We start from the raw sequence: 26,149 nt of genomic DNA, 5'->3' as shown, positions 1-26,149 counted from the left end.
TAGGTTAAAAAATATCATCGAGAGATTGAGGAATAAACTCATTATTAAAAGCAAATAAATGAGCAAAATTATTGCGATAAAAACAAGTTTCGCATTTTGAATGGTGAGGAAAATCTATCTTATTATTTAGATAATCTTCATAATATTTTTCCAAATTAACTAAAAGGTTTTTTAATTCTTGTTCTGTACTAGAATGCTGTTTTTGATCATAATTAATAGTTAAATTTTGGAGCTTATCAGACTGTTTAACAAACCAATAAGTAAAGGAAATTTGTTCAGGTAAGTAATTACTATTTTCTGCTAAAACATATAAATATAGTTTTGTTTGCCAATTATGTAATATCTTATTCTTGTTTTCTGGTAATGGGTAAGTTTTCCAATCAAAAATAATAGCTTTATTATCATAAAAAACTAACAAATCATAAATAACAGTGAATAAATATTTATCTAGTTGATAATTAATTTGATATTCTGCTTCTCTCAGCTTTATCTTTGGATTACGCCAAATATCCTCCGTTGCCTCGATTAATGTTTTCGCACTTTTAATTAAATCAGGATTTTCATCTTTTAATAGTTCTATATTTACCCCCAATTGATATTGTTGCATTAGATAGTGAAATTTTCTCCCCCAAATGGTTTTTTCTTCATTGCTGAGATTAGGAATTGATGTATATTTTTCTATATAAACTTTTTGAAATTGGGGAGGACAAGTTTGCAATAAATTGAGTTGGCTTTGAGATAATTTCCAATATTTATTCATTTTTATCGGATGGAAATAAAGGATAACTTTGGAATTTTGTATCGTTTACTCTTTATAAGCACTAGCTGTATTCATGAAGTGGCGATGGGCGATCTCAACTTCGCTGAGGTGCGCTTGCGATCGCAATTCCTTGAGTTATGATACGATGTTCTTGAATCTGAATTCGTTGATGTAAAGTTTCAGGGGTGTCATCGGGTAAAATCGGTACGGCGGCTTGAACTAAAATAGGACCACTATCCACCTCTAAATCCACTAAATGTACAGTACAACCAGTTATTTTCACCTGTGCTTTTAATGCTTGTTCAATGGCGTTAATCCCTTTGAAACTAGGTAAGAGACTAGGATGAATATTAATCACTCTCTGAGGAAAAGCCTTTAACAATTCTTCTGTAACAATTCTCATCCAACCTGCCATAATTACCCATTCCACATCACGAGCTTTAAATTCTTCTACTATTGCCCTATCTAAGGCTTTACGGTTAGGAAAATCTCGATGATTCAATAATAGTGAGGGAATTTGATACTTTTGAGCTCTATTTTTTACCGTAGCGTCAGGATTGTTATAAATCAACAATTCAATTTTAGCATTTAATTCTCCCTCATCAATAGAACGCGCGATCGCCTCGAAATTACTACCACTACCCGAAGCCATAACCCCCAATTTAAGGGTTTTATCTAACTTAATGGATTGGGGATAAGGAGAAATAATAAAAGAGGAGGAAGAATGATCCATAATTTAACCTTTAATAAACATAAACACAATATTATACATCTATTTTACCCATAATTATCATTTTTAAATAAATATTATAATTTGCTTCCATCACTACAATAAAAGATATAATTTTCTAGGAGTTCAAAATAAATAAAATAAGTAACAAAAAGTGAAAAAAAATAATTTAATCAGTGCTTTAATTATGGGTTTTATTGCTAGTCAATTAATACCCTTCTCTGATTCTATTAAAGCCGAAACTGTATCAGAGAAAAAACCATTGTTGTTAGTTCAAGAAACACAAACAGGGCTAACAGAGGAAAGTTTAGCTCAAATTATGACGGAAATAGAAAAAGCAGAAACAGAGGAAAATATTGCAGGTATTTTAGAATATCTTGCTCCCTATGTTATTACTTCTATCACCGTGGAAATGGATAATCAAAAAATTACTACTTTAGTAGAAGGAAAAGATGATCATGAGGACTTTTTAAACAATAGTTTCAAAAAAGTTAAGGGGAGAAAAATCATTTCTTCTTATACCACTACAAAAATTAACGACAGTGGGGAAATGGCATTGTTAACCAGAGTAAGAGCCAGAGAAGTTGATACCGAAACAGGAAATCGTTACCTATCCTTAAGTACCGATAAAATTCGTTTTGCCATGATAGATAATGAACCAAAAATTATTAATATAGAAAGTTCTGGATGGTTAGAACCTATTTCTGATCAAGCTCAATTTTAAGTCAATAACTAATATTAAATAACCATGAAAAATTTATCAAAAAATAGTTTAAAAAATCAACTAATTACCTTGAGTGTTTGTGCCACCAGTTTTGCGTCTTTTAGTACAATAAATATCAAACCTGCACAGGCTAGTTTTGGTGATTTTATGTTAGGAGTAGGTGCAGGAGTTGGTACAAGTATTATCATCAATAATAACCGTCGTGCCAACCAAGACAGGTATCGCCCCGTATCTCCTGAGCAAGAGTATTTTCGAGGACGCAGTGATGGTATTAATGGATTAAGATATGACAATCCGAGAAATTCCCCAGATTATGATCGAGGTTTTCAAGAAGGTTTAAGAATTAGACAAGGAAAAAGATAGTAACTTTCTACTCTCTTACTTTGGATATGATAAATTATCCCTAAAAAAGGTATCAGGTTTTAGGTGGCAGGTTTTAAGTTGAATTAAAGTCGTTAAGCTAAGACGCATTTAACTTACATTTTTTCTTAGTTCTTTTTTCTTAGTTCTTGAAAATAATTCAAACGCTTCCCTATTCCCTATTCCCTATTCCCTATTCCCTATTCCCTATTCCGCAATACCAATCATTTTTTTTCCTTACCATAGCGAGAATTGCTATATATTAAAGTTTCCCATCTTTACTCCCTAAAATATAAAATCTTTAGCTCATTTCTGTAATGAAAGATAATTTTAAATTCTTTGAATGGTGGAATAAAATACCCCAATGGTTAAAAATATTTTTTCTATTTCCTCTTCTTTTTCTTAACGGTTTTTTACTATTTGTTCTCATTGACTATCTACAGCCTTTAGTCAGTTTTTTAGTTATTGCTAGTATTATTGCTTTTTTACTAGAATTAGTCATTAAATTATTAATTAAACAGGGTGTAAATCGCTCTGTTGCTATTACGATTGTTTTGCTATCTGCCTTAGTATTTCTTATTGTTAATAGTTTTATCTTAATTCCTCTTTTAATTCAACAGCTAAATGAGCTAATTATCAATTCTCCTACTTGGATAAAACAAGCTAATCAATATTTAATATCTCTTTCTGATTTACCCATATTTGAAAAGTTTTCCATTAATTTAGACGGTATTATTCAAGAAATAACCAATAAAATATCTTCTATTCTTAAGACTTTAGGAACTCAAACTCTCAATATTGTTGTAACTACAATTAACAGCGTTTTTGATGTTCTATTCATTGTTATTTTTACTATATTTTTATTAATTGGGGGGGATAAATTTTGGCAGGGTTTATATAGCTTTTTTCCTGAACCTTGGAATGTGAAAATTCCCCGTTATTTTCGTCAAACTTTTAAAGATTACTTTTTTAGCCGTTTAATTCTAGTGGGTATTGCTAGTGTGGTTCGTCTTATTGTCTTTATCTTATTAGGTGTGCCTTCGGCTTTATTATTTGCTTTTGGTATTGGTATTGCTAGTTTAGTACCCCTTTTAGGAGGATTTCTTACCATATTGTGTACTTTAATTATCGTTTTTAAGAGTGGTAAATTAGCCTTATTTTTCTTTGTCTCAGCGACTATCATTGACCAAGTTACCGACAATGTTGTTGCACCTCGTTTAATGGGAGAGTTAATTGGTTTAAATCCTATTTGGTTAATTATTTCTTTATTTCTTGGGGCAAAAATAGGTGGTTTACTAGGTATATTTTTAGCTGTACCTGTAGCTAGTGTTATCAAAAAAATTATTGATGATTTAAGACCACCAAAAATGGCTCTCGATGAATCTTCTTTTAGGTTATTAGACAATTTGGATGATGATGATGATCTTTAGAGTTATTTGTCAAAACTAATAGTTTACATTAATAAAAGTCAATTTCTGTGAATTAACTGATGAATAACCATCAGAAATTAAGCAAATTTACCGAGAATTATTAGGACAAAAATGTATCTGGAGAAACTAAAAATAAAATTAAGTTGAACGAATTGTAAAATTAACATATTAATCTAATATTTTTTTTACAATTAATGAAGAATACTTAATATAAATTAACATTTAAAAATGTCTAAAATTAAGTAGAATCAACGATCATAGTTACAACCAAAAGATTTACAATATGAAATGTCTGATGCAAATATTCATTTATTCATTTATTAAATTCGAGGTGGAATCATGAAGTTTTGTTTAAAATGTAAAAATACTGGTAGAATTCTCGAACAAAGATTATCTGACTACGTTAATTCTTTTGACTATTATCCTGTACCTTGCCCCGACTGTCAGGCTAATCAAACAAAAAAAAGCGGTAGAGGTTCTTCTCCGTCTTCTTTCTCATTAGTTAGATAAATAGGGGAAGAACAATATTCTCTACCTTCGACTTTAAATCATTTAACTATACATTATATGATAAGGCAGGATCTTAAAAAAGGTCTTGCTTTTTCATTAGTTATTATTATTCAAAGTGGGATCTAAGATAGGGATTGCGGTAGAGTCTTCTAAAAGGCGGATAATGGCTGAACTATCTTCCTTTCCATCAGAAAAAATATTATTGATCGCATTTTCTAAACTATCTGCCATAACAATTTTATTTTGATAAACTACTATCACCCTTGCTAAAGTTGGTACGCTGTTTTTATCTGCTTCTAAATAAACAGGCTCAACATATAATAGTGATTGTTCAATGGGTATAATTAACAGGTGTCCTTGAACAGCTTTTGAACCCTGACGATTCCATAAAGATATTTGACCAGAAATGACAGGATCTTGATTTATCAACGCTTCTACCTGATCAGGTCCATAAACCAATTTTTGTTTCGGGAACTGGTATAGTAAAAGTTTACCATAATTTTCTCCGTCAGAACGGGCGGCTAACCATGCAATTAAATTGGCACGGGAAATGGGGGTATAAGGATGAAGCAGGATAAACTCTTCTTCTTTGCCGATGGGTAGTTTCATAATTAGATAGTAGGGTTGCATGGACAATATTTCATTGCCATAAATTTCTTCGGGTACTTGCCATTGGTCTTCCCTGTTATAAAATACTTGAGGGTCGATCATATGATAGGTTAAAAGTCTTTCTGATTGGGTATTGAATAAGTCAATGGGATAACGGATATGTTGTTTAAGAATGGGGGGCATTGCCGAAAGAGGTTTGAATAATTCGGGAAATATTTTTTGCCATACTTGAATAATTCTGTCTGTGGAATCACTAACATAAAAACTGGTATTACCATTTTCGGCATTAATCAAGACTTTTACGGAATTGCGAATATAGTTGAATTGGTTTTCTCCACCGTCAGAATAGGGATAATGGTCAGATATGGTATAACCGTCTATAAGCCAGTGTAGGGAATTTTTATCTTCAGGGTTTGTTTGTGCTATTACTAAGTATGGATCTCGATCATAATATAAAAAAGGCGCGATCGCACCTAGTCTTTCTGTGAGATTACGACGAAAAAGAATACGAGTATCAGGGGTAAAATTCGGAGTTAACAACATCCGCCAATCCTGAAGATAAACAGAAAAAATAAACTTGCGCCAAAAAGAATCAATTTTTATTCCCCCATCGCCAGTATAGGTATGATAAACATTATCTTCCCCGCTAGGAAAATCGAATTCAGGTACTTTCGTATCTACCATGACGTAGTTTTTTGTTACCTCCCCATAATAAATACGAGGGCGGGAAAAGGGGATACTCTCTCTTATTCTTGCGGAAGAAGTGTTTAACTCCCCCGGATCTTGAGATGTACCAATATCCTTAATAAAATAATAAGGTAGTCCTCCCTGTGCCACTCTATTAACAGGAGACATAGTAAATCCATAGCCATGAGTATAAACTAAATGTTGGTTTACCCATGTTTGTGCTTGATTTGGCAATAATTGGGAATCTAACTCTCTGGGAGCGAGAATAACTTGGGTATTTTCATTAATATCACTATTAATACTACTTTTTAATTGATAGCGGTCAATATCTGCATCTGCGAAAACATAGTAAGGACGAATCTGCTGTAATTGGCGATTAGCCTGTAAAATAGGACGGGTATCCCAAAGACGAATATTATCTATAGTAAGGTGATTTTCTTTGATGTCTTCGGCGGTTAAATTCCCTTCAGGATTAAACGTTTTTACTTCTATTTCATCTAAATTAAAAGCAGATCTGGTGGCTTTAATGTTATTAATTATATAGGGAGTTTCTAGGGCTAATTCATTAGGTTGAACAATGGTATTTTGCACCATCACAGCTAATAAAATTCCGAAAGAATATAAAACGAAATAACCTATAAAAGGTAAAGTTGAAAAAGGTAAAGAATATCTTTTTTCCGCCTGTAAATGAGGATGATTTCTTTTTCCCGAACCAGTAAAAGACTTAGTTAATAACCAGATGCCCATTAATAAAGCATAAGCTGTAGCAATAGTTTCCCTTGGCAAATTAATGTGAATATCTGTGTAACCTGCACCATAAACCACCCCATCAGGAGAAAGTAAGAGTAAATAACGATTTAACCAGTGAATTCCCCCTAAAATAATCATTAAACCGCCACCTAAACCATATAAATGCCTCAGTTGATAGCGGGAAAAACCTTCAAACTTTCCCTCAGAAATACTTTTATTGGATAGTAAATAAGTTAAAGTAACGGTGCAAATTGTAAAAATAAATAAACTCTGTAACCACAGTGCAAGAATCTGAAGAGCAGGAATTTTGAATAAATAAAAACTCAAATCAATATTAAATATAGGATCGGTCTTTCCTAGATTTATACTATAAAAATAATGAAGAAATCTTGACCAATAATCACCAAGAATTAAACTGGTTATGATGCTAAAATAAATACATATAATTTTGAAACATTGTCTTGGTTTAAATATTAAAAATAAAGTAACAAATATTATTAAAATAATTTGCCATATTCTTAAGGGTAAATTGTTGGCAATATCAGTAAAAATAGCTAATTGTAAAGGTAGTGAAGAAGGAGATCTTAAATTAGGTAATAATAAACTAGCCCCAGAAATCTGAGTAAAAAACTTTGTATAATAGAATAAAGTTAAGCTAATTAGACCAGAAAAACTAATTACTATTGGTAATAATAAACGTAATTTTAAGGGGGGAGATTGGGGAGTTAATTTTTCTTTTCCCTGTGCAAAAAATTGTTCTTGTTGCTTCCTTTGCCTAGATGCGATCGCTAAATTAAACCATAAAAAAGAAGTGGAAATAATAAAAGCAAGACCCCCAATAGTAAACTTACTTAGAAATTGAGTTAAAAAAGTTTGTGGATAGCCTAACTCTTCAAACCACAGAATATTCACAGTAAAATAACTAATTAATAAAAGAAGAATCCAAGTTATTAATAGACTAAATACTGTAAAAAATAAGATATTAAAAGGGGATTTAATCGTTTTCATTAAAAGTTATTCAAAAAATATAATAAAATTTGAATTAGGTAGTTTGCCGAAAAAAATAATTACAATTTAATTGAAATTTAGGGGTTAATACTTGAAAAAAATTTAGCTCCAGTGACATTATTCAAAAAATATTGATATAAAAAAATGTTAGAAGAAAATCAAAAACTGATATTTACTTGGGATGAATTTTGGCAATATTGTCAGAAAGTAACCGAAAAAATCATACAAGAAAACCAAAAATATTCTCAAATCATCTCTATTTTAAGAGGAGGTTTTTATTTAGGAGATTATCTTTCCCGAAGGTTAAATATCCCCTTATCGGCTATTGTAGCGAAAAGTTATTCTGAACAGAATCAACAAGGAAATTTATTATTAGGACAACTATCTTGTATTGAGCCTCCTAGTAACAACGTTTTATTAGTAGATGACTTATTAGATACGGGAGTAACAATGATAGCCGTAAAAAAAGTCCTAGAAAATCAATGGCAAGTCAACGTGGATACCGCAGTTATTTGGCAAAAATCCCACAGTCAATGTCAGGCAGATTACTTTTGTGAGATAACACCTGCTTCAGTTTGGATAGTTCAACCTTTTGATTAATAGATTTTTTGCAGTGAGGCAAAGTTAAAAGGGCAAGGGGCAAGAGGCAAGAAACAAACTCCCCTTTATCCCCCCTATTTGGTAAGAAGCAAAAGTGTTTAATAATACTAAACCTAATACCCCAATCCCCAAAACCTAATCCCCAAATATACTAGAGAGATGAAATTACTTCTTTTAAGGCAGATAATGCAGTATAAACATCTCTTTCAGAAACAAAGCCTAAATGCCCAATACGGAAGATTTTACCCTTTAAATGATCTTGTCCACCAGCTAAAGCAATATCAAATCTTTTTCTCATGGCGCTACGAATTGCTTCCGCGTCGTGACTATCTGGTGCTACGGCAGTAATTGCTAAAGCCGCATCGCTATCACTGGCAAATAAAGGTAATCCTAGAGCCTTAACTCCCTCACGGGTAATTTGAGTGAGATGTTTATGACGGGCAAAAATATTTTCTAAACCTTCCTCTTTCATCATCTCTAAAGCGGCTTTTAAGCCATACATGAGATTAATAGGAGGTGTGAAAGGTGAGCTATCTTTAGCATTGGCTTTTTTATATGCCCCTAAATCTAAATAAAATTTAGGTAAATCAGAAGTTTCATAGGCTTTCCATGCTTTTTCACTCACTGCAACAAAGCCCATACCAGGAGGAATCATGAAACCTTTTTGAGAACCAGAAGCAACCACATCTAAGCCCCATTCATCCACAGGTACATTTACCGCTCCTAAACTGGTGACAGCATCGACGATGATTAAGGCTTCTCCGTGGGCTTTAACGTATTTGTTAATGGTTTCTAAGTCATTTAAAACACCTGTGGAAGTTTCAGAGTGAGTAACGATTACCGCTTTAATTTTTTTCTCTGTATCGGCTTCTAGTTTTGTTTTGAAATCATCGGGATTTAAGCCTTTACCCCATTCTGCGGTAATTTCTTCGACATCTAAACCAAATGCTTTTGCTACTTTACCCCAACGTTCACCAAATTTACCATTATTTCCGACTAAAACGCGATCGCCTTTACTTAAGAAATTAATAATACCAGCTTCCATCGCCCCAGTACCAGAAGCACAAAGGGTACAAACTTCATTTTTAGTTTGATGTAGCCATTTCAAATTTTCATTCAATTCCGCAATAATTTTGCTAAAATCTCCACTCCTATGTCCTATAGGGTGCTGTGCCATGGCTAATAATACCCTCTCAGGCACGGGAGTAGGACCTGGAATCATTAACATTAATTTGTCTTGCATTTGCTTTGTTTCCTAATTGTATTGAATTATTTTTTCGTTTCGATGGAAATTTTTAGTCCCCAATTCTCCAATTCCCTAACACCCTAATAATTTTAAGCTAAGAGGCATTTAAGTTAAATCTTTGATTGATTCTTGAAAATGATTATCACTCTTAACTATTCCCTACCTTTACCAGCTAACCAAGATAAAAACTAGCTTAACTAGCAATATATTCCTCAATAACCTCTTTCCGTTTACGCAATTTGGTTAGGGCTTCTCTTTCAATTTGTCTAACTCTTTCTCTGGAAATATTGAGAATAGTACCAATTTTTGATAAGGTTAAAGGTTTTCCATCATCCAAGCCATAACGAAGTCTGATGACATCTTGTTGTTGTTGAGTCAAATCGGACATCATACGACGCAAATCAAACTGAAGACAAGAGTAGTCTGTAAAATCTTCGGGAGATTGTCCTTTATCTTCTAATAACTCTCCTAATTCAGTATCGTTATTGTCTCCTACTTTTAAATCTAAGGATAGGGGTTGACGGGCTTTACCTAAGTAGTCTCTAACTTGTTCTGTAGTTAACTCTAAGGCTTCGGATAATTCTGCAATAGTTGCAGGACGACCTTTTTCCTCAGATAATTTTCTTTGAGTTTGGCGAATTTTATTTAACTTTTCTGTAATATGTAAGGGTAAACGAATTGCTCTACTTTTTTCTGCGATCGCACGGGTAATGGCTTGACGAATCCACCAGTAAGCATAGGTAGAGAAACGATAACCTTTTTTAGGATCGAATTTTTCTACCCCTCTTTGCATACCAATAGTACCCTCTTGAATTAAATCGAGTAGGTCTAAATTATGTTTAAGATACTTTTTCGCAATAGAAACTACAAGACGAAGATTTGCTTCGACCATTTTACGCTTGGCTTTTTCTCCTCTGCTAATTTTTATATCGAGATTTTTTTCAGAAATTTTTGCCGCTTCTGCCCACTCTTTTTTAGAAGGTTCTCTTTCTAACTTTTTCTTTAAAGTTTCTCGTTTTTTTTCCAACGCAACTAACTCTTGAATTTGTTTGGCTAAAACAATTTCCTCCTCTTTGGTTAAAAGGGGAATTCTGCCTATTTCCTTGAGATATACTCTAATGGTATCAATATTTTTAGGTAGTGCTTGCATAATTGTTCGATTTTTTTTATATATTTCAGTTAATAATATTTCCGAGAATTAAAATTATACAAAATAAAGTGCAAAAGTCAGCAATTTTTTTAGGTTTTATGCTGAACAATAGTTCAAATACAGTGAGTCAACCTTGTCTTATCTGTTTTTCTTACGGCATAATAGAAAAGTTGACCCTATATCATCATAAAGCATAGATTTAATTTTTGTAAAACTTTTTTTTGACTATTTCTCCCTTTGTTGATTTAATTAAGGTTTGGACTTTCTTTGCAAGTGTGATTAATTATACTAAAAATCTTCGACAAAGAATAATTAACTTCAGTGGGGCTTAATAATATTGGATAAGGGGCAGTATTAGGATGGTTAGGGTTAATTAAACTCTTTTGCCCTCTCGAGGGAGGATTTGTTTTAAGAGGAGACACAGAGGGGTTTGCCTCTTGCCCTTTCAACTTTGTTCATTGCTCTTTGCTGTGACGATAAGAGTTATTAAATTATTAATTAAACGCTCTTGCTCTAAAGGAATGACTTTTTTTGCCTGTAGTTTTTCTTGAGTTAAAACATAGTGTAAGATGCTATTGACAAAAATATGTGCGATCGCTTCTGGGTCATCTAAGGTTAAATCTGGACTATTTTGTAGATAGTTAGTCAATTGATTGATGGCAGGTTTAGCAAGATTTTTAAAACATAATTGAGCAACTTCTGGGTAGTTTTTTACCTCCGTAACAATGAGGTGAATAAAGTTTAAGTAAAGAGGGTCACTAACTTCTTTTATAATGGTTTCTGCTAGGTTTTTTAATACTAATTGTGGTTTTCCTTCCAAGGGCTTTTCCCAGACTAACTTAAATTTACGGGAAGCCATGTCACTAACTAAGGCATAAAATAATCCTTCTTTATCTCCAAAATGACTATATAAAGTTTGTTTTGACACTCCAGACGATTTAGCTATTTTATCCATGGTAGTACCTGCATAACCATAAGATAAAAACTGTGATAATGCACCCTGCAAAATTTTTTCTGCCTTTTCTTCCATTCTTTTCTTTTTCTTCTTAAAATTCTTGGTTTTCTTGACGATATTTCTGTCTTGACAAGATTAGACTAGACCGTCTAGTATGATAACAGGGTAGAAAAACCATTTTGATCTATACATTCATTAAATCATAAAAGGGAATATGGGGGAAGCTAAAATTTCAATAGTGGAAAGATATGGCAAATCCATTACGTTGATTGCAACGGCAGTCGGGGTAATAATAATGATTGGGCTAGGTGTTTATGTGGTGAGTCAAAGAAAGCCTAATGTTTCCTCTGAAAATGAGATTAGCCAACCTGTTCCTATTACGTCTATCGGTGGTTTAGGTAGAATAGAACCTCGAACAGAGGTTATTAATGTTTCTCCTAGTCCTAGTTTGGCAGGCGCAAGGGTCAAAACTCTTTTAGTGAAAGAAGGAGATTGGCTCAAAAAGGGTGATATTATTGCCTATACTTCCGATTATGATTTGAAAAAAGCAGAATTGGAACGAGCAAAAAAAGAGTTAACTGTTGCCCAAGAAAATCTAAATATCGTTAAAGCTGGAGCAAAGGAAGGTTCAATCAATGCTCAAAAAGCTATTGTTTCTCAACTTCAAGCTGAATTACAAGGTGCGATCGCAACTGATCGAGCAAAAATCAATCGTTTACAAGCCCAATTAGCTTCTGAAAGGGAAGAAAGACAAGCTACCATAGACCGATTACAAGCGGAAAAAGATAACGCTCAAGCCCAATTAAATAGATATGAACAATTAGCAAAAGAGGGAGTAATTTCTGCCTCAGAATTAGATGATCGTCAATTAACCCTTGAGACAGCCGATAAACGCTATCAAGAAGCCTTAGCAATTTATAGAAAAACCATTAGCACTCTATCGGAGGAAATTAACGAGGCTCAAGCCCTTGCCACTCAAAGAGTTAATACCCTCAATAAACAGATAGTCTCTGCCCAAGCTACTTTAAATGAAATTTCTGAAATTCGCCCAGTAGATGTAGCACAAGCTCAAGCACAAGTAGAGAGTGCGATCGCACTGGTTAATCAAGCAGAAGTAGATTTAGATTTGACTATCATTAAAGCACCCATAGATGGGGAAATAATCGATATAAATGCTTATCCTGGAGAAAATATTAGTAGTGAGCAAGGAATAGTAGAAATGGGCAATACTCAGGAGATGATAGTTGTAGCAGAAATTTATGAAAGTGATATTAGTAAAGTAAAGCTAAAACAAGAAGCCCAGATAAAGAGTGAGAATAATAGCTTTGAAGGAGTAATTACGGGTAAAGTTACAGAAATAAGCCCTAAAATAGGTAAAAAAGACGTTTTAGAAACTGATCCAGCCGCCAATGTTGACGCTAGGGTGGTAGAGGTAAAAATTGCTGTTAATCCAGAAGATAATAACAAGATAAAAAATCTTATTTATTCTCAAGTAATTGTGAATATTCTCCTATAAATAAGAACTGTATTTGATTAACATAATAATGAGCAATTATAAGTATTTTCTGTTACCTATTTCCTATTACTAACAATAATTTTAGAAAAAAAACTAATTATGAAAACTCCCCTTGCATGGCTACAATTAAGTAAAGAAAAAATCCGTCTTTTAATTGCGATCGCAGGTATTAGTTTTGCTGATATTTTGATGTTTATGCAGTTAGGATTTAAGACAGCTTTGTTAAATAGTGCAGTAAGAATTCATGAAAATATAAAAGGAGATATATTTTTAATTAGCCCTCAATCTGATGCTTTAATTGGTATGAAAAGTTTTTCTAGTCGCCGTTTGTATGAGGCTTTAGCAGTTAAAGAAGTAAAATCAATTAACCCCTTATATATAGGTTTCACCACTTGGAAAAATCCTCTTAATCAAAAAACTAGACAGATAATGATTATGGGATTTAACCCCAAAGAAGCAATTTTTGACTTATCAGGAGTACAAAAAAACTTAGATAAATTAAAACAACCAGATCAGGTATTATTTGATACAGATTCTCGTCCAGAATTTGGTCCTATTCCTCAGCTTTTTCAAGAAGGAAAAAAAGTTAAAACAGAAATAAATAATCGTCAAGTCGAAGTAGCTGGATTATTTACTATTGGTACAACTTTTGGTGCAGATGGAAATATTATTACTAGCGATTTAAACTTTTTAAGAATATTTGCCCAAAGAGATAAAGGTTTAATTGATGTAGGGGTAATTAATCTCGAAGAAAATGCTAATACAGAGGCCGTAATTAAAACTCTCAAAAATAAACTCAGTGGCGGAGATGTTTTAGTTTTATCCAGAGATGAATTCGTTAATTATGAGCGTAGTTACTGGGAAAATACCACTGCTGTGGGCTTTGTTTTTACCCTTGGCACGGTAATGGGGTTAATTGTGGGAACGGTAATTGTATATCAAATATTGTACACAGATGTTGCGGATCATTTACCTGAATATGCCACTCTCAAAGCCATGGGATATACCAACAATTATCTGTTAGTATTGGTTTTTCAACAGGCAATTATTCTCGCTTGTATTGGATTCTTACCGGGCTTAGGATTTTCTGCCTTTCTTTACTCTGTTACCGCTAAAGCTACGGGCTTACCAATTTTTTTAAGTAAGTCTTTAATTATTTCTGTTTTTCTGTTAACTTTGTTTATGTGTGGCTTTTCAGGTGCGATCGCAGTTAATAAATTGAAATCTGCTGACCCTGCTGATATTTTTTAAGCTCTAATCTTTCACTGTACTCACGAAAGAGCAAAGGTGAATAGTGAATAGTTGATAATTAAAAACTCCTAACCCCGAACTCCTAACTCCTAACTCCTAACTCGTTTCTCCCCAATACCCTCACCTCGTGGCGAAGAAAATCTATTGCTCGAATTTCTTAAGATTTCGTTAACATTAAGATATGTAAATATGAGATTTATTTCCTCTGCAAAAATATGCTTGACTTAGAAAATATTGCTTCCTCTTTTGTCTCGGAAAATAGTGAGCAGAAAGTCAATAGTGATGTTAGCATACCTAGGGAAGATCAATTTATTCATCGTCATATCGGTATCGATAGTTATGAAGAAGATTCGATCGTGAAAAAACTGGGTTATGATAGTCTTGACTCTCTCATTGATAGGGCGATACCCCAATCTATCCGTTTCTCTAAACCCTTTAATTTACCCTCTCCTCAAACCGAAACTCAGGCATTAAAAACATTAAGTGCGATCGCATCTGAGAATCAGGTATATCGTTCTTTTATCGGTATGGGTTATTATAATTGTGTCACCCCTGCGGTGATTCAACGCAACATTTTAGAAAACCCCAATTGGTACACGGCTTATACTCCCTATCAGCCTGAAATTGCCCAAGGAAGATTAGAAGCCTTGTTAAACTTTCAGACGATGGTAATAGATTTGACGGGGTTGGAAATTGCTAACGCCTCCCTCCTAGACGAAGGCACTGCCGCCGCCGAAGCCATGACCATGAGTTATGGAGCAAGTAAAAGTAAATCAAAGTTGTTTTTTGTTGACGAAAACTGTCATCCTCAAACCATTGAAGTAATTAAAACAAGGGCGAGATATTTAGATATTGAGTTAATTATTGATAATCCCTTTACTTATGACTTTAAAAATGCCGTTTTTGGTTGCTTACTTCAATATCCTGCCACTGACGGCACTATTTATGACTATCAAGCCATTATTGAGCAAATTCATCAAGAAAAAGGCTTAGTGATTTTAGCCGCCGATTTATTAGCATTGGCACTTTTAAAATCCCCCGGAGAATTAAATGCTGATATTGCAGTGGGAAATAGTCAACGTTTTGGTGTACCATTAGGTTATGGTGGGCCTCATGCTGGTTATTTTGCCACGAAAGAAGAATATAAGCGACAGATACCAGGGCGTTTAGTGGGAGTTTCGGTAGATGCCCAAGGTAAACCTGCTTTAAGGTTAGCATTACAAACCAGAGAGCAACACATTCGCAGAGATAAGGCTACCAGTAATATTTGTACTGCACAGGTTTTATTGGCGGTAATTGCTTCTAGTTATGCGGTTTATCACGGGGAAAAAGGGATCAAAAATATTGCCACCAGAGTACATCAATTAACCCGTATTTTAGCCAATAGTTTAGAAAAATTAGGTTATAAGTTACAATCTGAGCATTTCTTCGATACTATCAAGGTTAAAGTTGATGATAATGAGTTAATCGCCTCTATTCGAGAATTAGCAGAAAATCAGTGCTTTAATTTCCGTTATTACAGTGATGGTGTTGGTATTAGTCTGGATGAGGCAACCACTCTCACAGAAGTTAATCAGATTTGTGCAATTTTTGCTCAAAATACTGTGTATATTCGCTTATTGGAAAATAAATCTCCTTTATTGGATGCTTCTATTTATCAGGGAGATGATAATATTAGCCGTTTAGGGATTCGAGCTTCTTTACAGCGTCAAAGTCGTTTTCTCACAGAAGCAGTTTTCAATCAGCACACTAGCGAAACGGAATTATTACGCTATCTACATCGTTTAGAAAGCAAGGATTTATCCTTAACAACTTCCATGATTCCTCTCGGCTCTTGTACCATGAAGTTGAATGCAACTTCGGAAATGTTACCTATTACTTGGGCTGAATTTAATAATATTCATCCTTTTGCACCATTGTCTCAAACAAAGGGTTATCAGGCTCTTTTTTCTCAGTTAGAAACATGGTTAGCAGAAATCACTGGTTTTGCAGGAGTCTCTTTACAACCCAATGCTGGTTCACAGGGAGAATATGCAGGGTTACAAGTTATTCGCCGTTATCATGACAGTCGAGGAGAGGGAGATCGCATTATTTGTCTTATTCCAGAATCTGCTCACGGTACAAATCCTGCTAGTGCGGTGATGTGTGGTTTAAAAGTGGTTGCGGTTAAATGTGATGAGGAAGGTAACATTGACATTGCTGATTTACAGGCAAAGGCCGAGAAACATAAAGATAAATTAGCGGCGTTAATGGTGACATATCCTTCTACTCATGGGGTATTTGAGGAAGGGATTAAAGATATATGCAGTATCATCCACAGTTATGGTGGGCAAGTATATCTCGATGGTGCGAATATGAATGCCCAAGTTGGCTTATGTAAACCGGGAGATTTTGGGGCCGATGTCTGTCACCTCAATTTACATAAAACCTTTTGTATCCCTCATGGTGGGGGAGGCCCTGGGGTTGGCCCCATTGGTGTCGCCTCTCATTTAGTACCTTTTTTACCTTCTACTTCTTTAACCTCCCTTAATAAGGGGGGAAATGTGGAGGAGTCTATTGGTATGATTTCCTCTGCCCCTTGGGGAAGTGCTAGTATTTTGCCCATTTCTTGGATGTATATTGCCATGATGGGAGGAGAAGGATTAACCCATGCCACGAAGATAGCCATTCTCAGTGCTAATTATATGGCACATCGTCTCGCCCCTCACTATCCAATTCTATTTACTGGTAAAGATGGTTTAGTCGCCCATGAGTGTATCATCGATTTACGTCATTTTCGTAAAACTGCGGATATAAGCGTGGAGGATGTAGCAAAACGGTTAATGGATTATGGTTTTCATGCTCCGACTATGTCTTGGCCCGTTGCTGGTACAATGATGATCGAACCTACAGAAAGTGAATCAAAAGCCGAATTAGATCGTTTTTGTGATGCTATGATTAGCATTCGTAAGGAAATTGAAGCCATTGAAAAAGGGGAAATGGATAAAAACGATAATCTCTTGAAAAATGCTCCCCATACTGCCGAAATGTTGCTTAAATCGGAGTGGAATCACCCTTACACCAGAGAAATAGCGGCTTATCCTGATAAATGGACTAAAGAGCATAAATTCTGGACTTCTGTGGCTCGTATTGATAATGCTAAGGGCGATCGCAATTTGGTATGTTCTTGTGTAGGTATGGACAACTATAGCGTGTCTTAGCTTATAAAAGTATCGTTGTTGAAAAGGTGTTAGATGTTAGGTGTCAGGTGATAAAATTTACTAAAAATATTAGCTTACTTAATTATTTTGGAATGAAAAAAAGTAGCTATATTTCAAGCTACTATTAAGATTTTTGTCTTATATAAAAATTAGTAATTACTTAACCATTGTTGTAAATCTTCAATGGAATTCATATCAAATAAATCCTCTGCTAAGGTTTCTAAATTTTCGATATTTAGAGCTTTCACTTGAGTTTGTAAATCAGCATTGATTGTTCCTAATTTACGTGTTAATAAGCGAATAATCAATTCTTTTTCCTTTTCAATTCTTTGTTGTATTCCTCTTTCTTCCGCCATTTGCTCGAAAGGACTAATTAAGGGCATCACTTTTTCCTCCTCGTATTCAATAACTTTTTTATTCAAACTTTGTTGTAACAATGGTGGTAAAGTCATCATCGCATCAATAAATTTAAACAGTTTTACTATTTTTAATTTACTGAAATTTTTATCATATAAACTTCTGATTAAATACCATTTCCATTGTTCTCTTTCTGCTAAATTACTTGTGGTTGTCTTAGTTTTTAAATGTGCCATTATCATTATGGCGAAGGGGTTTAAATCTCTTTCTAATTCTTCCCATTTTTCTTGATAATCTAATAGTTTAATTACGGGAAAATCTAAGTTTAATTTACATCCACCTAAATCATAGCCATAATTGGATGGTCGCCATTTTTCTTTTTCGTCTCCTAGTATAGCAAGGCTAATTACGGGTTTTCGGTATAAATCAAAGGTGCGATAATGATAGATAAACATTCTTTGATTAAAGTCGCTGTCATACTGACTTTGTACTTCGATATGAACCAAAATCCACACTGGTTGATTGTTTTTTAACCACACTTGAAATAACTTATCTACTAATCTTTTACTATCATCAGAATCAGCAGTAATTTTCTGTAATTCTTTGTCTAAAGAAATTTGTGGTTTTAACCAGTCTATTAGGTGATATACTTGTGGGAAGAAAAACTCTAAGAAGCGATCGAAGTATTCTCCTATGGCTTCTTTCCAAGGTTCATCATAATTAGCGTTGATTTCTGTCATTATTATCTGATGGGTTTCTGGATTCAGGTTATTTTGTAAATATTTGTTTAAATAACTTGACATTTTTTTCGCTATAGGGTGCAAAACGCCAGTTTAAATCTCCCCAAAATGGGCGGGATAATACGCTTTTATAGTGGGAAAAAGTATCAAAGGTGGCTTTTCCATGGTATGCACCAATACCACTATCTCCTACTCCTCCAAAGGGTAATTCGGTGACTCCTACGTGCATAATTGTTTCGTTAAAGCATAATCCCCCCGATGTGGTTTCTCTCAAAATTTTCTGCTGTTTGTCTTTGTTATGGGAGAAGAAATAAAGGGCAAGGGGTTTGGGTTTGCTGTTGACAAAAGCGATCGCATCTTCTAGGGTTTGATAGGATAAAACGGGGAGAATTGGTCCAAAAATTTCCTCTTCCATGATGGGAGAGTCGGAGGAAATTTCATCTAAGATGGTGGGAGCAATATATTTTTCTTCACGGTTATAGTTGCCACCAATAATAATCTTACCATCAGTTAATAAACTTTGAAGGCGATCGAACTGTCTATGATTAATAATTCGGGCAAAATCGGGACTATCGGCAGGATTATCGCCAAAATAGCTCTCAACACATTTTTTCATCTCCTTAATTAAATCTGCTTTGATTTTCTCGTCCACAAGGATATAATCAGGAGCGATACAAGTTTGTCCAGCGTTGATAAATTTACCCCAAGTGATGCGTTTTGCGGTTTCCTTAAGATTGATTTGTGTATCGACAATACAAGGGCTTTTTCCTCCTAATTCGAGGGTGACAGGGGTTAAATGCTTCGCCGCCGCTTCCATGACGATTTGTCCAATTTTTGTACCTCCAGTAAAGAAAATATGGTCAAATTTACAGGCTAATAATTCTTGAGCTACTTCCACGCCACCTTCTTGAATACAAATATATTCGGAGGGAAATGTGTCCCTAATTAATTCTGTGAGTAAAGCAGAGGTATGAGGGGCAATTTCTGAGGGTTTTAGCAGTACACAATTACCAGATGCGATCGCACCAATAAGGGGAGAAATCATCAAAGAAAAGGGATAATTCCAAGGACCTATAATTAATACTACTCCTAAAGGTTCAGGATGAATCTTGGCTTGCGCGGGAAAAAGTTCAATTCCTGTTTTTACTTTCTGGGGTTTAACCCATTTTTTCAGGTTTTTAATGGCATAGGTTAAATCTTGTAAAACAGCTAATTCAAAGCATCCCTCGAAGGTTGGTTTACCTAAATCCGCTTTTAATGCTTCTAATATCTTATCTTGACGAGATGCGATCGCACTTTTTAATTTTTTTAACTGTTGTAAACGAAAATCAACAGACTTGGTTTCCCCTGTGGCAAAATACTGTCTTTGTCTATCTAGTAGAGAGGCAATGGAGTAATTAGAAGTAAGCATAATGGCAAATAAATTTAATAAAACTAAACATTGCTAATTTAACATTTTTGACTCTCTTGCTTTGAGTGCAATAAATTATTCATTGAGGTAGGAAAAGAGAAACCCCTCTGTATCTTCCCTTAAAAGAAGATAAGTTTGAGGATTATTTTTTACTCTTTTTACTTTGTGATTTCGGGAGAGGATTAGTAAGATTTTCATATAAATTAAAGAGAAGCTCAATGCGATTTAACTCACTAGAAAAGGTCGTTAAACTTGTATTATTTAAGCCAAGAAATAACCCAAGCTAAAATAATAATAAAAATCAAAGTTATTTCAACAACTTTTAAAAAAACAGGAGTTTTTTCCCATTCGTTGATAATAATTTCCCGATAATTTTCAGGTAATGATTTAATTTTATTTAGCCAATATTTAGGGTTTTCATCCTCTCTAAAATCTAGCTTAAAGATTGATGATAAAAAACTCAAACCGCCTATTTTAGACATAGTTAATAAATGAAATGCTATGGCTAAAACGACAATAATTAACGAAATAAGATGCAAATAGTACCAATAATGATTTAATTCTCCTTTAGGCAACCATTTTTCATTCATCATTTTTCCACTAAAAACAGCAAAGATTAAAGCAAAAATACTGAAAGTATTAACTAGACGATGAAGAGAGTACCACCAAATAGGTTTATTAATTAATTTTAGTTTATCTAAACTGTCTTTTTGAATTAATTTTTGGGCTTGTTTATGAATACTATAGATAATAAAAACAGGTAATATTAATAATACCCATAAGCCAAAAGTTCCATGTATCCCCTCTATTTCCTTCCAGTCAGGGAGAAAAGCAATTTTGCCCCAACGTCCATCATAGGTGTTATATGTCCAAAAAGCAGTAATAACCGCTAAAATTACTGATAATCCCTGCAAATTATGCAGTATCCTCAGCATTAGTTTTTGATAAGGAGATTTTGACTTACTTTTCATATCTTGACTGCTAAATAGGGAAATATGAGGGCATTATTAATAAAATATAAAGCCAAATTCATTATCCATTACTTTGAACAAAATTAATCACTGCATCACGAGTGGAAGGAATATCAATTACTGACTGAATTTTATCAATATTCACCTCATAATGAACGGGTTGTGCTTCCGTGTTGATTTCAACTTCTCTGTTAGTCATGTTTAACACCTCCTGTAACTCAATTACCCCGTTACCACAAAGATTAAATATTTCTTGAGAGTAGCCTTTTTTGATTATTTCCATCACTCTCATGGCCGCTATATCAGTATTAATATACTGCAATTTGCTTTCTGGATGTAACCAGAGGCGATCGCCCCATAAAATATCAAAGATGGCATTTTTCTTTAAATTTTCACCGACAAACCCTCCCATGCGGAAAATTAACCAATCATGATGGCAATGTTGAACACATAATTCTGCTAAATATTTATGAAAACCGTAGGGGCTTTGTTTGCTAATATCAATAACAACATCTTCTTTTGTTGACTCGTAACTTGAACAATCAGAATAGACATCGCAGGAAGATAAAAATACATATTTATCACAGGGAAAATCAATTAAAGATTGTCGGAGCGATCGCACTGAAGCATCAAAATCAACTAAAGGCTCTTGAGTAGCTAAAAACTTTTTAGAGTTACCATTGGCATTAATTAAAATATCAGCTTTAGTACCAATATAGTCGTGATAATTATGTCTATTTACTATTAAATGATCGATATTGTTTTTTTCGCAAAAACGCTTATAAGCCGAACCAACAAAACCATTTCCACCTATAATAATTACTTTCATCTCACTCTATATTGTGCCGTGCTTGTTCGACTCATTATTATATCTCAATGGGAAGGTTTCATCTTTTGAATCAATGGAAAAGCGATCGCACTTTTTATTACCTAGTTTTACCGTGACATTGTTTAAACTTTTTGCCACTGTTGCACCAACAAGGTTCATTTTTCTTAGGTTGAATGGGGGGGAGAATTTCTCCGTCAGTATAATACCATTTACCTTTTTCTTTGATAAAATTCGATCTTTCGTGCAGTTGAGCTACGGACTTTCCTTCTTGATATACTGCCATAAACTCAACAATACCCGTTTCATCCTCAGATTTGCCTCCTTCGGTGTTAAGTACGGTTAAACCAAGCCATATAAGACTGTTAGCAGTTCCCGTAATCATGGCTCTACTATTAGGTTTGCGGTAATTAGGATGTTCTGTGTTGAATAGGTAATCTATATTTTTGAGACAGTAAGCAGAATAGCGCGATCGCATTAATTTTTCTGCGGTAGGTGCAGGTAATTGTCCTTGTAGATAGACATCACAACATTGATATAATGGCTTTTGACTTCCACAGGGGCAAGGTTGAGAAGAAAGACTATGATTAGAAATAAACATGATTAAACGTCGATTGATAGCTAATTGAAAAATAGATTATTAAAGCACTTTTTACATCCTAAAAAAATTAAATCTGATAAAGTTCGATCGCAATCAGAATTAAGAACGTTAATTATTTATTACTTAACCCAAACCATAAGTGAACGTACTTCAAAGACTTATGTTTGTAAATTAAATAGAGAAATAGCAATCTCTATTAATAAATTTTGATGATTTTCTATTTCTGTAGCTGTCCAATTCTCCATATTGCCGATTTCTTGAGTTAAAACAACAGAAGAATTTTTATAAAGTGACTTTTTGTTGATGAAAGGGTCATTATCACCAATATTATTTTGTTGAGGATCCATAATTGTAAGATTACCCAACGAATTTTTTAGAGGTTCAAGATTATTGTCTTTATCCAGATTAGCAGGATTACGAGGATAGATATGTTCAATTGATGTACCAGCAAAATCATATACTCTACTTTTATCAAGACAATCAGGTTGCCCATTTGCTCCTTGTTTAAACCATTGGTAATAATATTCAATAGTCATTAAAAAATACTTAAGAGGCTTATTACTCGCACCAGTTTCTTGATATTGAAGTGTTCTTAATGCAGTTTTAAATTTTTGATCTGGTACTTTTGATTGAAGCAACTCATTAAGTTCTTTTCTGAGATTTTCTATTTGATAAGATTGAATATTTTGACGAATATTAATAGCTTCTTTAGCATAAATGGTTTTTAAAGGCGTTATATGTTCATTACATATTAATTTATATCTAAAAAAAGTCTTTTCTATCATTTGAACTATTTCTGAGAACTTCTTGTGATCTAATTCAGATGCGGCAAGTAACAATGGAATAGACAAAGTATGACCAAGTTCAACCAAGAGAATATTTAAACGAGTTCTATCCCATGCTGTTATAGGTTGTTTTTCTGGATATAACCATTGTCCTTCTACTAACTTCCTGCATTTAATAATCTGTTTATGAATTTTTTCCATCATATCTTTAATCTTTTCTGCATCATCAGATGTTAATTGATGTTTTTTATGCTCAGGAAAAAATCTATCAAGAAACATATCAAAGACGGCATTTTGTTTTGGTCTATTACCTTCAAAGGAATCATAAATCCAATTGAAATAATTACTCGTATCAGAAGGAGAATCAGCAAGAATGTTATCCCATAATTTTTCAACAATATTCTGTTGTTCACAAAATGGTTCTAAAAGTTCTAACGTTTTAGCTCTTAATAAATCTCCATCTGTTAAGTTTGTACCTCTATCATTAATAACTTGAAAAAGCCTAAAAGCATCCTCTTTTTTATCAGTAACCATATGTAACACCGTAAAATCATTATCCAAGATTTTTTCGATTATTTCTAAGTCATCAATCTTATTTTCAATAGTATTTGCATCAGCAAGAATTTCTTTTAATCCTTTATTTAGTTTTTCATATGCAGATAACATTTTATTATGTGAATCTCTTGATGGAGATGGATTATGATCACGAATCAATTCTCGATAAAAATCATTATCAGCGTTTGAAAGTCTGAGAACATCAACAGAGTTAACAATTCTTTGAATTTCTTGTTCAAATTGAACAAATCTATTTAATAAATTATTAAATCTTCTTTCAATAATATTTTCGTTATTAGTATCTTGTATTTTTTTTGCCTCAAGTGTTAAACATTTATAATATTTAATTAAACAAGCTACCAATAAGGTAAAAGTAGCAATTCTTTGTTGCCCATCGATAATTTCATATTTATGTTTATCAAATGCACCCGAAACAGGATATTTAACACTGAGAATCCCACCAAAAAAATGATTGATTTCTAGTCCTTGTTTTCTTTTTTCAAAACAAGTTTTTAAATCTGTAATGAAATCATTTACTGACTCTGAGTTCCAAGCATAGGCTCTTTGATATTTAGGAATAAAAAATGTGGATTGACTTTTAAAAAGAACACCCACTGAAGTATATACAGGATCAATATTCATATATTTTATGATTTGATAATTGATTAAGGTGGGCATTGTTTACCCTACAATGATACAGGCATACCTAAAATATCTTCAATTTTCGACATTTGATCTAAGGGGATTACTCGCCCTTCGTCTTTAAAACCTTCGATTTAATTAAAGTTTAAGTAATAGTACAATTCGCCATTGAAAAGATCGATTTTCTCAGATATGATTATAATAACTAATTTAAGCTACAGCAAAATCAGTATATTTGCGAGTTTCAGGATCATGAAAAGCTAAAACAATATCCTCTTTCGGCACACCTTCTCTTAATAATTCCGTAGCGATTCCTTCTTCTGTCCAATCTTCCTCAATATAAATTTTCTCATTCTTAATGCGAATATAAACATGAGTATTATTGATTCTTTTTTTATTAACCCAATCAATACTACGCCAAAAATAATGATGATTATTGTCATCAAAAATTAGGCAATTTTCAGGGTGAAAATCAGGAGCTTTCTCAACAATTTGATAATATTCTGTTAAGATTTTTTTGATTATTTCTCCATATCTTGTGAGCTTATCCATGAGACAATTTCCTCCTTTTCATCATTAAAAACAATAAACTCTACTTGATGACGTTTAACAATAGCTTTAACTGATTTTCTTTGAAAAAAGCTCTCAAATACCGTATCTTTGACAGCTAAATAAATGGCATAATGTTTTTCAGACAAATCTAAAATATCACGATAGACAATATATTGTCCTAATGCCAATTCAAAATCCCTCATGGGAGAAGGATTAATAAAACTTTTGACTTCAACAACAATGGTACGATTATTTTGTTCGGCTAATAACGTTTTTTCAGCAAGTAGATCGGCGTAAAGTTGAGCATCTTCATATTGTAAAAAATAAGAATCAGCTAAAATTCGCCAACCATCTTTAATTAAAGCATTTTTCACCGCTTCATGGTAAATATCTTTTGCCATTTTCCTCCTTGTAATTAGATTAGGTTGGCATTACCCACCCTACAATTGTACTGGCATACCTAAAATGTCCTCGATTTTTGGCATTTGCTCAATTTCTGTGATTATATCTCTATCATCAATTCCCTCTTGAATGAGAATGTTTGTTAACCCTTCCTCGAAATTATCATCTTCTATAATTATTTTATCGTCTATTAAACGAGCATGAAATAAAATTTGATCTCGCCAAGATTCTTTGTGCCAACCTGTCATAATAATTAAAAAATGTCCTGTATCTCGATCGCACACAGAACTAATTTTCAAATTTTGTAATCGAGGTTGAATAGCTGATTGTTGTCTTAAAACTTTAGTTAAAATGTCAGCATATGTTATTGATTTATCCATTGTAAAATATCCTCTTTTTGTGAATTAAAAATAATTAAATTGATTTTATTTCGTTTAATAGCTAATTGAAAAATAGGTTTTTGAAAATGTTTTAAATATACAGATTGACTAATTGCCAAAAACAATTTTCTTTTCGGTTCTTGCTCTTCTAAAGCCCATTGATAAAATTGCATTTGTCCGATGGTTTTTTCTAATTCACTAATCACAGAAGGAGAATCAAAATCTTTAACTTCAACCGCAATTTTCTGATTATTTTTTTCTGCTGTAAAAAATTTTTCAGCACCTAAATCAGCTTTTAGTAAGGTGTTTTCCAGAACTAAAATTAAAGGATCATCAGTAATTTTCCAACCATCTTTTTCTAAAGCATGACGCAAGGATAAATGTAAACTGTCTCTTTTTGACATTATCTTATATCAAAACATATCTTAAAAGGTGGGCAAT

The 26,149-nt window shown here is 33.4% G+C and carries 24 protein-coding genes; 8 read left to right on the top strand and 16 right to left on the bottom strand.

From position 1 onward, the window contains the following. Positions 1 to 4 precede the first annotated feature (4 nt). Both Dongsha4_RS04290 and purN read right to left on the bottom strand, forming a co-directional pair. Positions 5 to 760: a PD-(D/E)XK nuclease family protein gene (locus tag Dongsha4_RS04290; protein WP_330204504.1), complete on the bottom strand. Its 756-nt coding sequence runs from the start codon at positions 758 to 760 to the stop codon at positions 5 to 7. A gap of 94 nt (positions 761 to 854) precedes the next feature. Beyond that, entirely contained in the window at positions 855 to 1,493 is a 639-nt protein-coding gene (gene purN, locus Dongsha4_RS04285; protein ID WP_330204503.1) for a phosphoribosylglycinamide formyltransferase, read from the bottom strand. 151 nt (positions 1,494 to 1,644) lie between these two features. Here purN and Dongsha4_RS04280 point away from each other — a divergent pair, with 151 nt between their 5' ends. From Dongsha4_RS04280 to Dongsha4_RS04265, 4 genes are all read left to right on the top strand, one after another. Further along, a complete protein-coding gene (locus Dongsha4_RS04280; protein ID WP_330204502.1) occupies positions 1,645 to 2,214 on the top strand; it encodes a hypothetical protein in 570 nt (189 codons plus the stop codon). Between the two features lie 24 nt (positions 2,215 to 2,238). Next, positions 2,239 to 2,577 carry a hypothetical protein gene (locus tag Dongsha4_RS04275; RefSeq protein ID WP_330204501.1) on the top strand — a complete coding sequence of 113 codons (339 nt, stop codon included), beginning with the start codon at positions 2,239 to 2,241 and terminating at the stop codon, positions 2,575 to 2,577. 314 nt (positions 2,578 to 2,891) lie between these two features. Further along, positions 2,892 to 4,004 (top strand): AI-2E family transporter, encoded by a 1,113-nt coding sequence (locus Dongsha4_RS04270; RefSeq protein WP_330204500.1) that lies wholly within the window; start codon positions 2,892 to 2,894, stop codon positions 4,002 to 4,004. Positions 4,005 to 4,343: 339 nt separating this feature from the next. After that, positions 4,344 to 4,514: a hypothetical protein gene (locus Dongsha4_RS04265; protein WP_330204499.1), complete on the top strand. Its 171-nt coding sequence runs from the start codon at positions 4,344 to 4,346 to the stop codon at positions 4,512 to 4,514. A 96-nt stretch (positions 4,515 to 4,610) separates the two neighbouring features. Here the strand turns inward: Dongsha4_RS04265 and Dongsha4_RS04260 are convergent, their stop codons facing one another. Then, on the bottom strand, positions 4,611 to 7,568 hold the full coding sequence (locus tag Dongsha4_RS04260) for a UPF0182 family protein (protein ID WP_330204498.1): 2,958 nt from the start codon (positions 7,566 to 7,568) through the stop codon (positions 4,611 to 4,613). A gap of 144 nt (positions 7,569 to 7,712) precedes the next feature. Here Dongsha4_RS04260 and Dongsha4_RS04255 point away from each other — a divergent pair, with 144 nt between their 5' ends. Beyond that, positions 7,713 to 8,168, top strand: coding sequence for a phosphoribosyltransferase (locus Dongsha4_RS04255; RefSeq protein ID WP_330204497.1), 456 nt, complete (start codon positions 7,713 to 7,715; stop codon positions 8,166 to 8,168). A gap of 151 nt (positions 8,169 to 8,319) precedes the next feature. On the opposite strand, the gene Dongsha4_RS04250 is transcribed toward Dongsha4_RS04255, so the two are convergent. The 3 genes from Dongsha4_RS04250 to Dongsha4_RS04240 form a co-directional block, all read right to left on the bottom strand. Further along, complete coding sequence (locus tag Dongsha4_RS04250; RefSeq protein ID WP_330204496.1) at positions 8,320 to 9,411, bottom strand: alanine--glyoxylate aminotransferase family protein; 1,092 nt, start codon at positions 9,409 to 9,411, stop codon at positions 8,320 to 8,322. 196 nt (positions 9,412 to 9,607) lie between these two features. Continuing rightward, positions 9,608 to 10,564, bottom strand: coding sequence for an RNA polymerase sigma factor, RpoD/SigA family (locus tag Dongsha4_RS04245; protein ID WP_015220109.1), 957 nt, complete (start codon positions 10,562 to 10,564; stop codon positions 9,608 to 9,610). Positions 10,565 to 11,009: 445 nt separating this feature from the next. Continuing rightward, a complete protein-coding gene (locus tag Dongsha4_RS04240; protein WP_330204495.1) occupies positions 11,010 to 11,594 on the bottom strand; it encodes a TetR/AcrR family transcriptional regulator in 585 nt (194 codons plus the stop codon). 139 nt (positions 11,595 to 11,733) lie between these two features. On the opposite strand from Dongsha4_RS04240, the gene Dongsha4_RS04235 reads away from it, so the two are divergent. The 3 genes from Dongsha4_RS04235 to gcvP all read left to right on the top strand — a co-directional run bounded on the left by Dongsha4_RS04235 (position 11,734) and on the right by gcvP (position 17,486). Beyond that, positions 11,734 to 13,035 (top strand): HlyD family efflux transporter periplasmic adaptor subunit, encoded by a 1,302-nt coding sequence (locus Dongsha4_RS04235; protein ID WP_330204494.1) that lies wholly within the window; start codon positions 11,734 to 11,736, stop codon positions 13,033 to 13,035. A gap of 99 nt (positions 13,036 to 13,134) precedes the next feature. Next, entirely contained in the window at positions 13,135 to 14,286 is a 1,152-nt protein-coding gene (gene devC, locus Dongsha4_RS04230; RefSeq protein ID WP_330204493.1) for an ABC transporter permease DevC, read from the top strand. Positions 14,287 to 14,501: 215 nt separating this feature from the next. After that, positions 14,502 to 17,486 (top strand): aminomethyl-transferring glycine dehydrogenase, encoded by a 2,985-nt coding sequence (gcvP, locus tag Dongsha4_RS04225; RefSeq protein ID WP_330204492.1) that lies wholly within the window; start codon positions 14,502 to 14,504, stop codon positions 17,484 to 17,486. Positions 17,487 to 17,635: 149 nt separating this feature from the next. On the opposite strand, the gene Dongsha4_RS04220 is transcribed toward gcvP, so the two are convergent. The 10 genes from Dongsha4_RS04220 to Dongsha4_RS04175 all read right to left on the bottom strand — a co-directional run bounded on the left by Dongsha4_RS04220 (position 17,636) and on the right by Dongsha4_RS04175 (position 26,112). Further along, a complete protein-coding gene (locus tag Dongsha4_RS04220) occupies positions 17,636 to 18,583 on the bottom strand; it encodes a DUF4351 domain-containing protein (protein WP_330205388.1) in 948 nt (315 codons plus the stop codon). Positions 18,584 to 18,611: 28 nt separating this feature from the next. Further along, a complete protein-coding gene (locus tag Dongsha4_RS04215; protein WP_330204491.1) occupies positions 18,612 to 19,994 on the bottom strand; it encodes an aldehyde dehydrogenase in 1,383 nt (460 codons plus the stop codon). A 257-nt stretch (positions 19,995 to 20,251) separates the two neighbouring features. Next, on the bottom strand, positions 20,252 to 20,965 hold the full coding sequence (locus Dongsha4_RS04210) for a cytochrome b/b6 domain-containing protein (protein WP_330204490.1): 714 nt from the start codon (positions 20,963 to 20,965) through the stop codon (positions 20,252 to 20,254). Positions 20,966 to 21,026: 61 nt separating this feature from the next. Next, entirely contained in the window at positions 21,027 to 21,794 is a 768-nt protein-coding gene (locus Dongsha4_RS04205) for an NAD-dependent epimerase/dehydratase family protein (RefSeq protein WP_330204489.1), read from the bottom strand. 97 nt (positions 21,795 to 21,891) lie between these two features. Continuing rightward, positions 21,892 to 22,392: a YchJ family protein gene (locus tag Dongsha4_RS04200; protein ID WP_330204488.1), complete on the bottom strand. Its 501-nt coding sequence runs from the start codon at positions 22,390 to 22,392 to the stop codon at positions 21,892 to 21,894. 158 nt (positions 22,393 to 22,550) lie between these two features. Then, on the bottom strand, positions 22,551 to 24,374 hold the full coding sequence (locus tag Dongsha4_RS04195; protein ID WP_330204487.1) for a DUF262 domain-containing HNH endonuclease family protein: 1,824 nt from the start codon (positions 24,372 to 24,374) through the stop codon (positions 22,551 to 22,553). Between the two features lie 210 nt (positions 24,375 to 24,584). Beyond that, the gene (locus Dongsha4_RS04190; RefSeq protein WP_330204486.1) at positions 24,585 to 24,926 is read right to left on the bottom strand and encodes a XisI protein; all 342 of its coding nucleotides are present in this window, start codon (positions 24,924 to 24,926) and stop codon (positions 24,585 to 24,587) included. After that, positions 24,896 to 25,327 (bottom strand): XisH family protein, encoded by a 432-nt coding sequence (locus Dongsha4_RS04185; protein WP_330204485.1) that lies wholly within the window; start codon positions 25,325 to 25,327, stop codon positions 24,896 to 24,898. The genes Dongsha4_RS04190 and Dongsha4_RS04185 overlap by 31 nt, the downstream gene beginning before the upstream one ends. Positions 25,328 to 25,366: 39 nt before the next feature. Beyond that, a complete protein-coding gene (locus Dongsha4_RS04180; protein ID WP_330204484.1) occupies positions 25,367 to 25,708 on the bottom strand; it encodes an element excision factor XisI family protein in 342 nt (113 codons plus the stop codon). Then, complete coding sequence (locus tag Dongsha4_RS04175) at positions 25,693 to 26,112, bottom strand: XisH family protein (protein ID WP_099436240.1); 420 nt, start codon at positions 26,110 to 26,112, stop codon at positions 25,693 to 25,695. Before Dongsha4_RS04175 ends, Dongsha4_RS04180 begins: the two co-directional genes overlap by 16 nt. Positions 26,113 to 26,149 lie beyond the last annotated feature (37 nt).

Source organism: Cyanobacterium sp. Dongsha4 (genome assembly GCF_036345015.1).
Taxonomy (GTDB): Bacteria; Cyanobacteriota; Cyanobacteriia; order Cyanobacteriales; family Cyanobacteriaceae; genus PCC-10605.
Note: the sequence above shows the minus strand (reverse complement) of the source record. Positions and strands in the feature narration are given on the sequence as shown.

Bases quoted from the DNA above. Each gene is read 5' to 3' on its own strand.
- Dongsha4_RS04290 (WP_330204504.1), bottom strand. From the start codon at position 760: ATGAATAAATATTGGAAATTATCTCAAAGCCAACTCAATTTATTGCAA.
- purN (WP_330204503.1), bottom strand. From the start codon at position 1,493: ATGGATCATTCTTCCTCCTCTTTTATTATTTCTCCTTATCCCCAATCC.
- Dongsha4_RS04275 (WP_330204501.1), top strand. From the start codon at position 2,239: ATGAAAAATTTATCAAAAAATAGTTTAAAAAATCAACTAATTACCTTG.
- Dongsha4_RS04270 (WP_330204500.1), top strand. From the start codon at position 2,892: ATGAAAGATAATTTTAAATTCTTTGAATGGTGGAATAAAATACCCCAA.
- Dongsha4_RS04265 (WP_330204499.1), top strand. From the start codon at position 4,344: ATGAAGTTTTGTTTAAAATGTAAAAATACTGGTAGAATTCTCGAACAA.
- Dongsha4_RS04260 (WP_330204498.1), bottom strand. From the start codon at position 7,568: ATGAAAACGATTAAATCCCCTTTTAATATCTTATTTTTTACAGTATTT.
- Dongsha4_RS04255 (WP_330204497.1), top strand. From the start codon at position 7,713: ATGTTAGAAGAAAATCAAAAACTGATATTTACTTGGGATGAATTTTGG.
- Dongsha4_RS04250 (WP_330204496.1), bottom strand. From the start codon at position 9,411: ATGCAAGACAAATTAATGTTAATGATTCCAGGTCCTACTCCCGTGCCT.
- Dongsha4_RS04245 (WP_015220109.1), bottom strand. From the start codon at position 10,564: ATGCAAGCACTACCTAAAAATATTGATACCATTAGAGTATATCTCAAG.
- Dongsha4_RS04240 (WP_330204495.1), bottom strand. From the start codon at position 11,594: ATGGAAGAAAAGGCAGAAAAAATTTTGCAGGGTGCATTATCACAGTTT.
- Dongsha4_RS04235 (WP_330204494.1), top strand. From the start codon at position 11,734: ATGGGGGAAGCTAAAATTTCAATAGTGGAAAGATATGGCAAATCCATT.
- devC (WP_330204493.1), top strand. From the start codon at position 13,135: ATGAAAACTCCCCTTGCATGGCTACAATTAAGTAAAGAAAAAATCCGT.
- gcvP (WP_330204492.1), top strand. From the start codon at position 14,502: ATGCTTGACTTAGAAAATATTGCTTCCTCTTTTGTCTCGGAAAATAGT.
- Dongsha4_RS04220 (WP_330205388.1), bottom strand. From the start codon at position 18,583: ATGACAGAAATCAACGCTAATTATGATGAACCTTGGAAAGAAGCCATA.
- Dongsha4_RS04215 (WP_330204491.1), bottom strand. From the start codon at position 19,994: ATGCTTACTTCTAATTACTCCATTGCCTCTCTACTAGATAGACAAAGA.
- Dongsha4_RS04210 (WP_330204490.1), bottom strand. From the start codon at position 20,965: ATGAAAAGTAAGTCAAAATCTCCTTATCAAAAACTAATGCTGAGGATA.
- Dongsha4_RS04205 (WP_330204489.1), bottom strand. From the start codon at position 21,794: ATGAAAGTAATTATTATAGGTGGAAATGGTTTTGTTGGTTCGGCTTAT.
- Dongsha4_RS04200 (WP_330204488.1), bottom strand. From the start codon at position 22,392: ATGTTTATTTCTAATCATAGTCTTTCTTCTCAACCTTGCCCCTGTGGA.
- Dongsha4_RS04195 (WP_330204487.1), bottom strand. From the start codon at position 24,374: ATGAATATTGATCCTGTATATACTTCAGTGGGTGTTCTTTTTAAAAGT.
- Dongsha4_RS04190 (WP_330204486.1), bottom strand. From the start codon at position 24,926: ATGGATAAGCTCACAAGATATGGAGAAATAATCAAAAAAATCTTAACA.
- Dongsha4_RS04185 (WP_330204485.1), bottom strand. From the start codon at position 25,327: ATGGCAAAAGATATTTACCATGAAGCGGTGAAAAATGCTTTAATTAAA.
- Dongsha4_RS04180 (WP_330204484.1), bottom strand. From the start codon at position 25,708: ATGGATAAATCAATAACATATGCTGACATTTTAACTAAAGTTTTAAGA.
- Dongsha4_RS04175 (WP_099436240.1), bottom strand. From the start codon at position 26,112: ATGTCAAAAAGAGACAGTTTACATTTATCCTTGCGTCATGCTTTAGAA.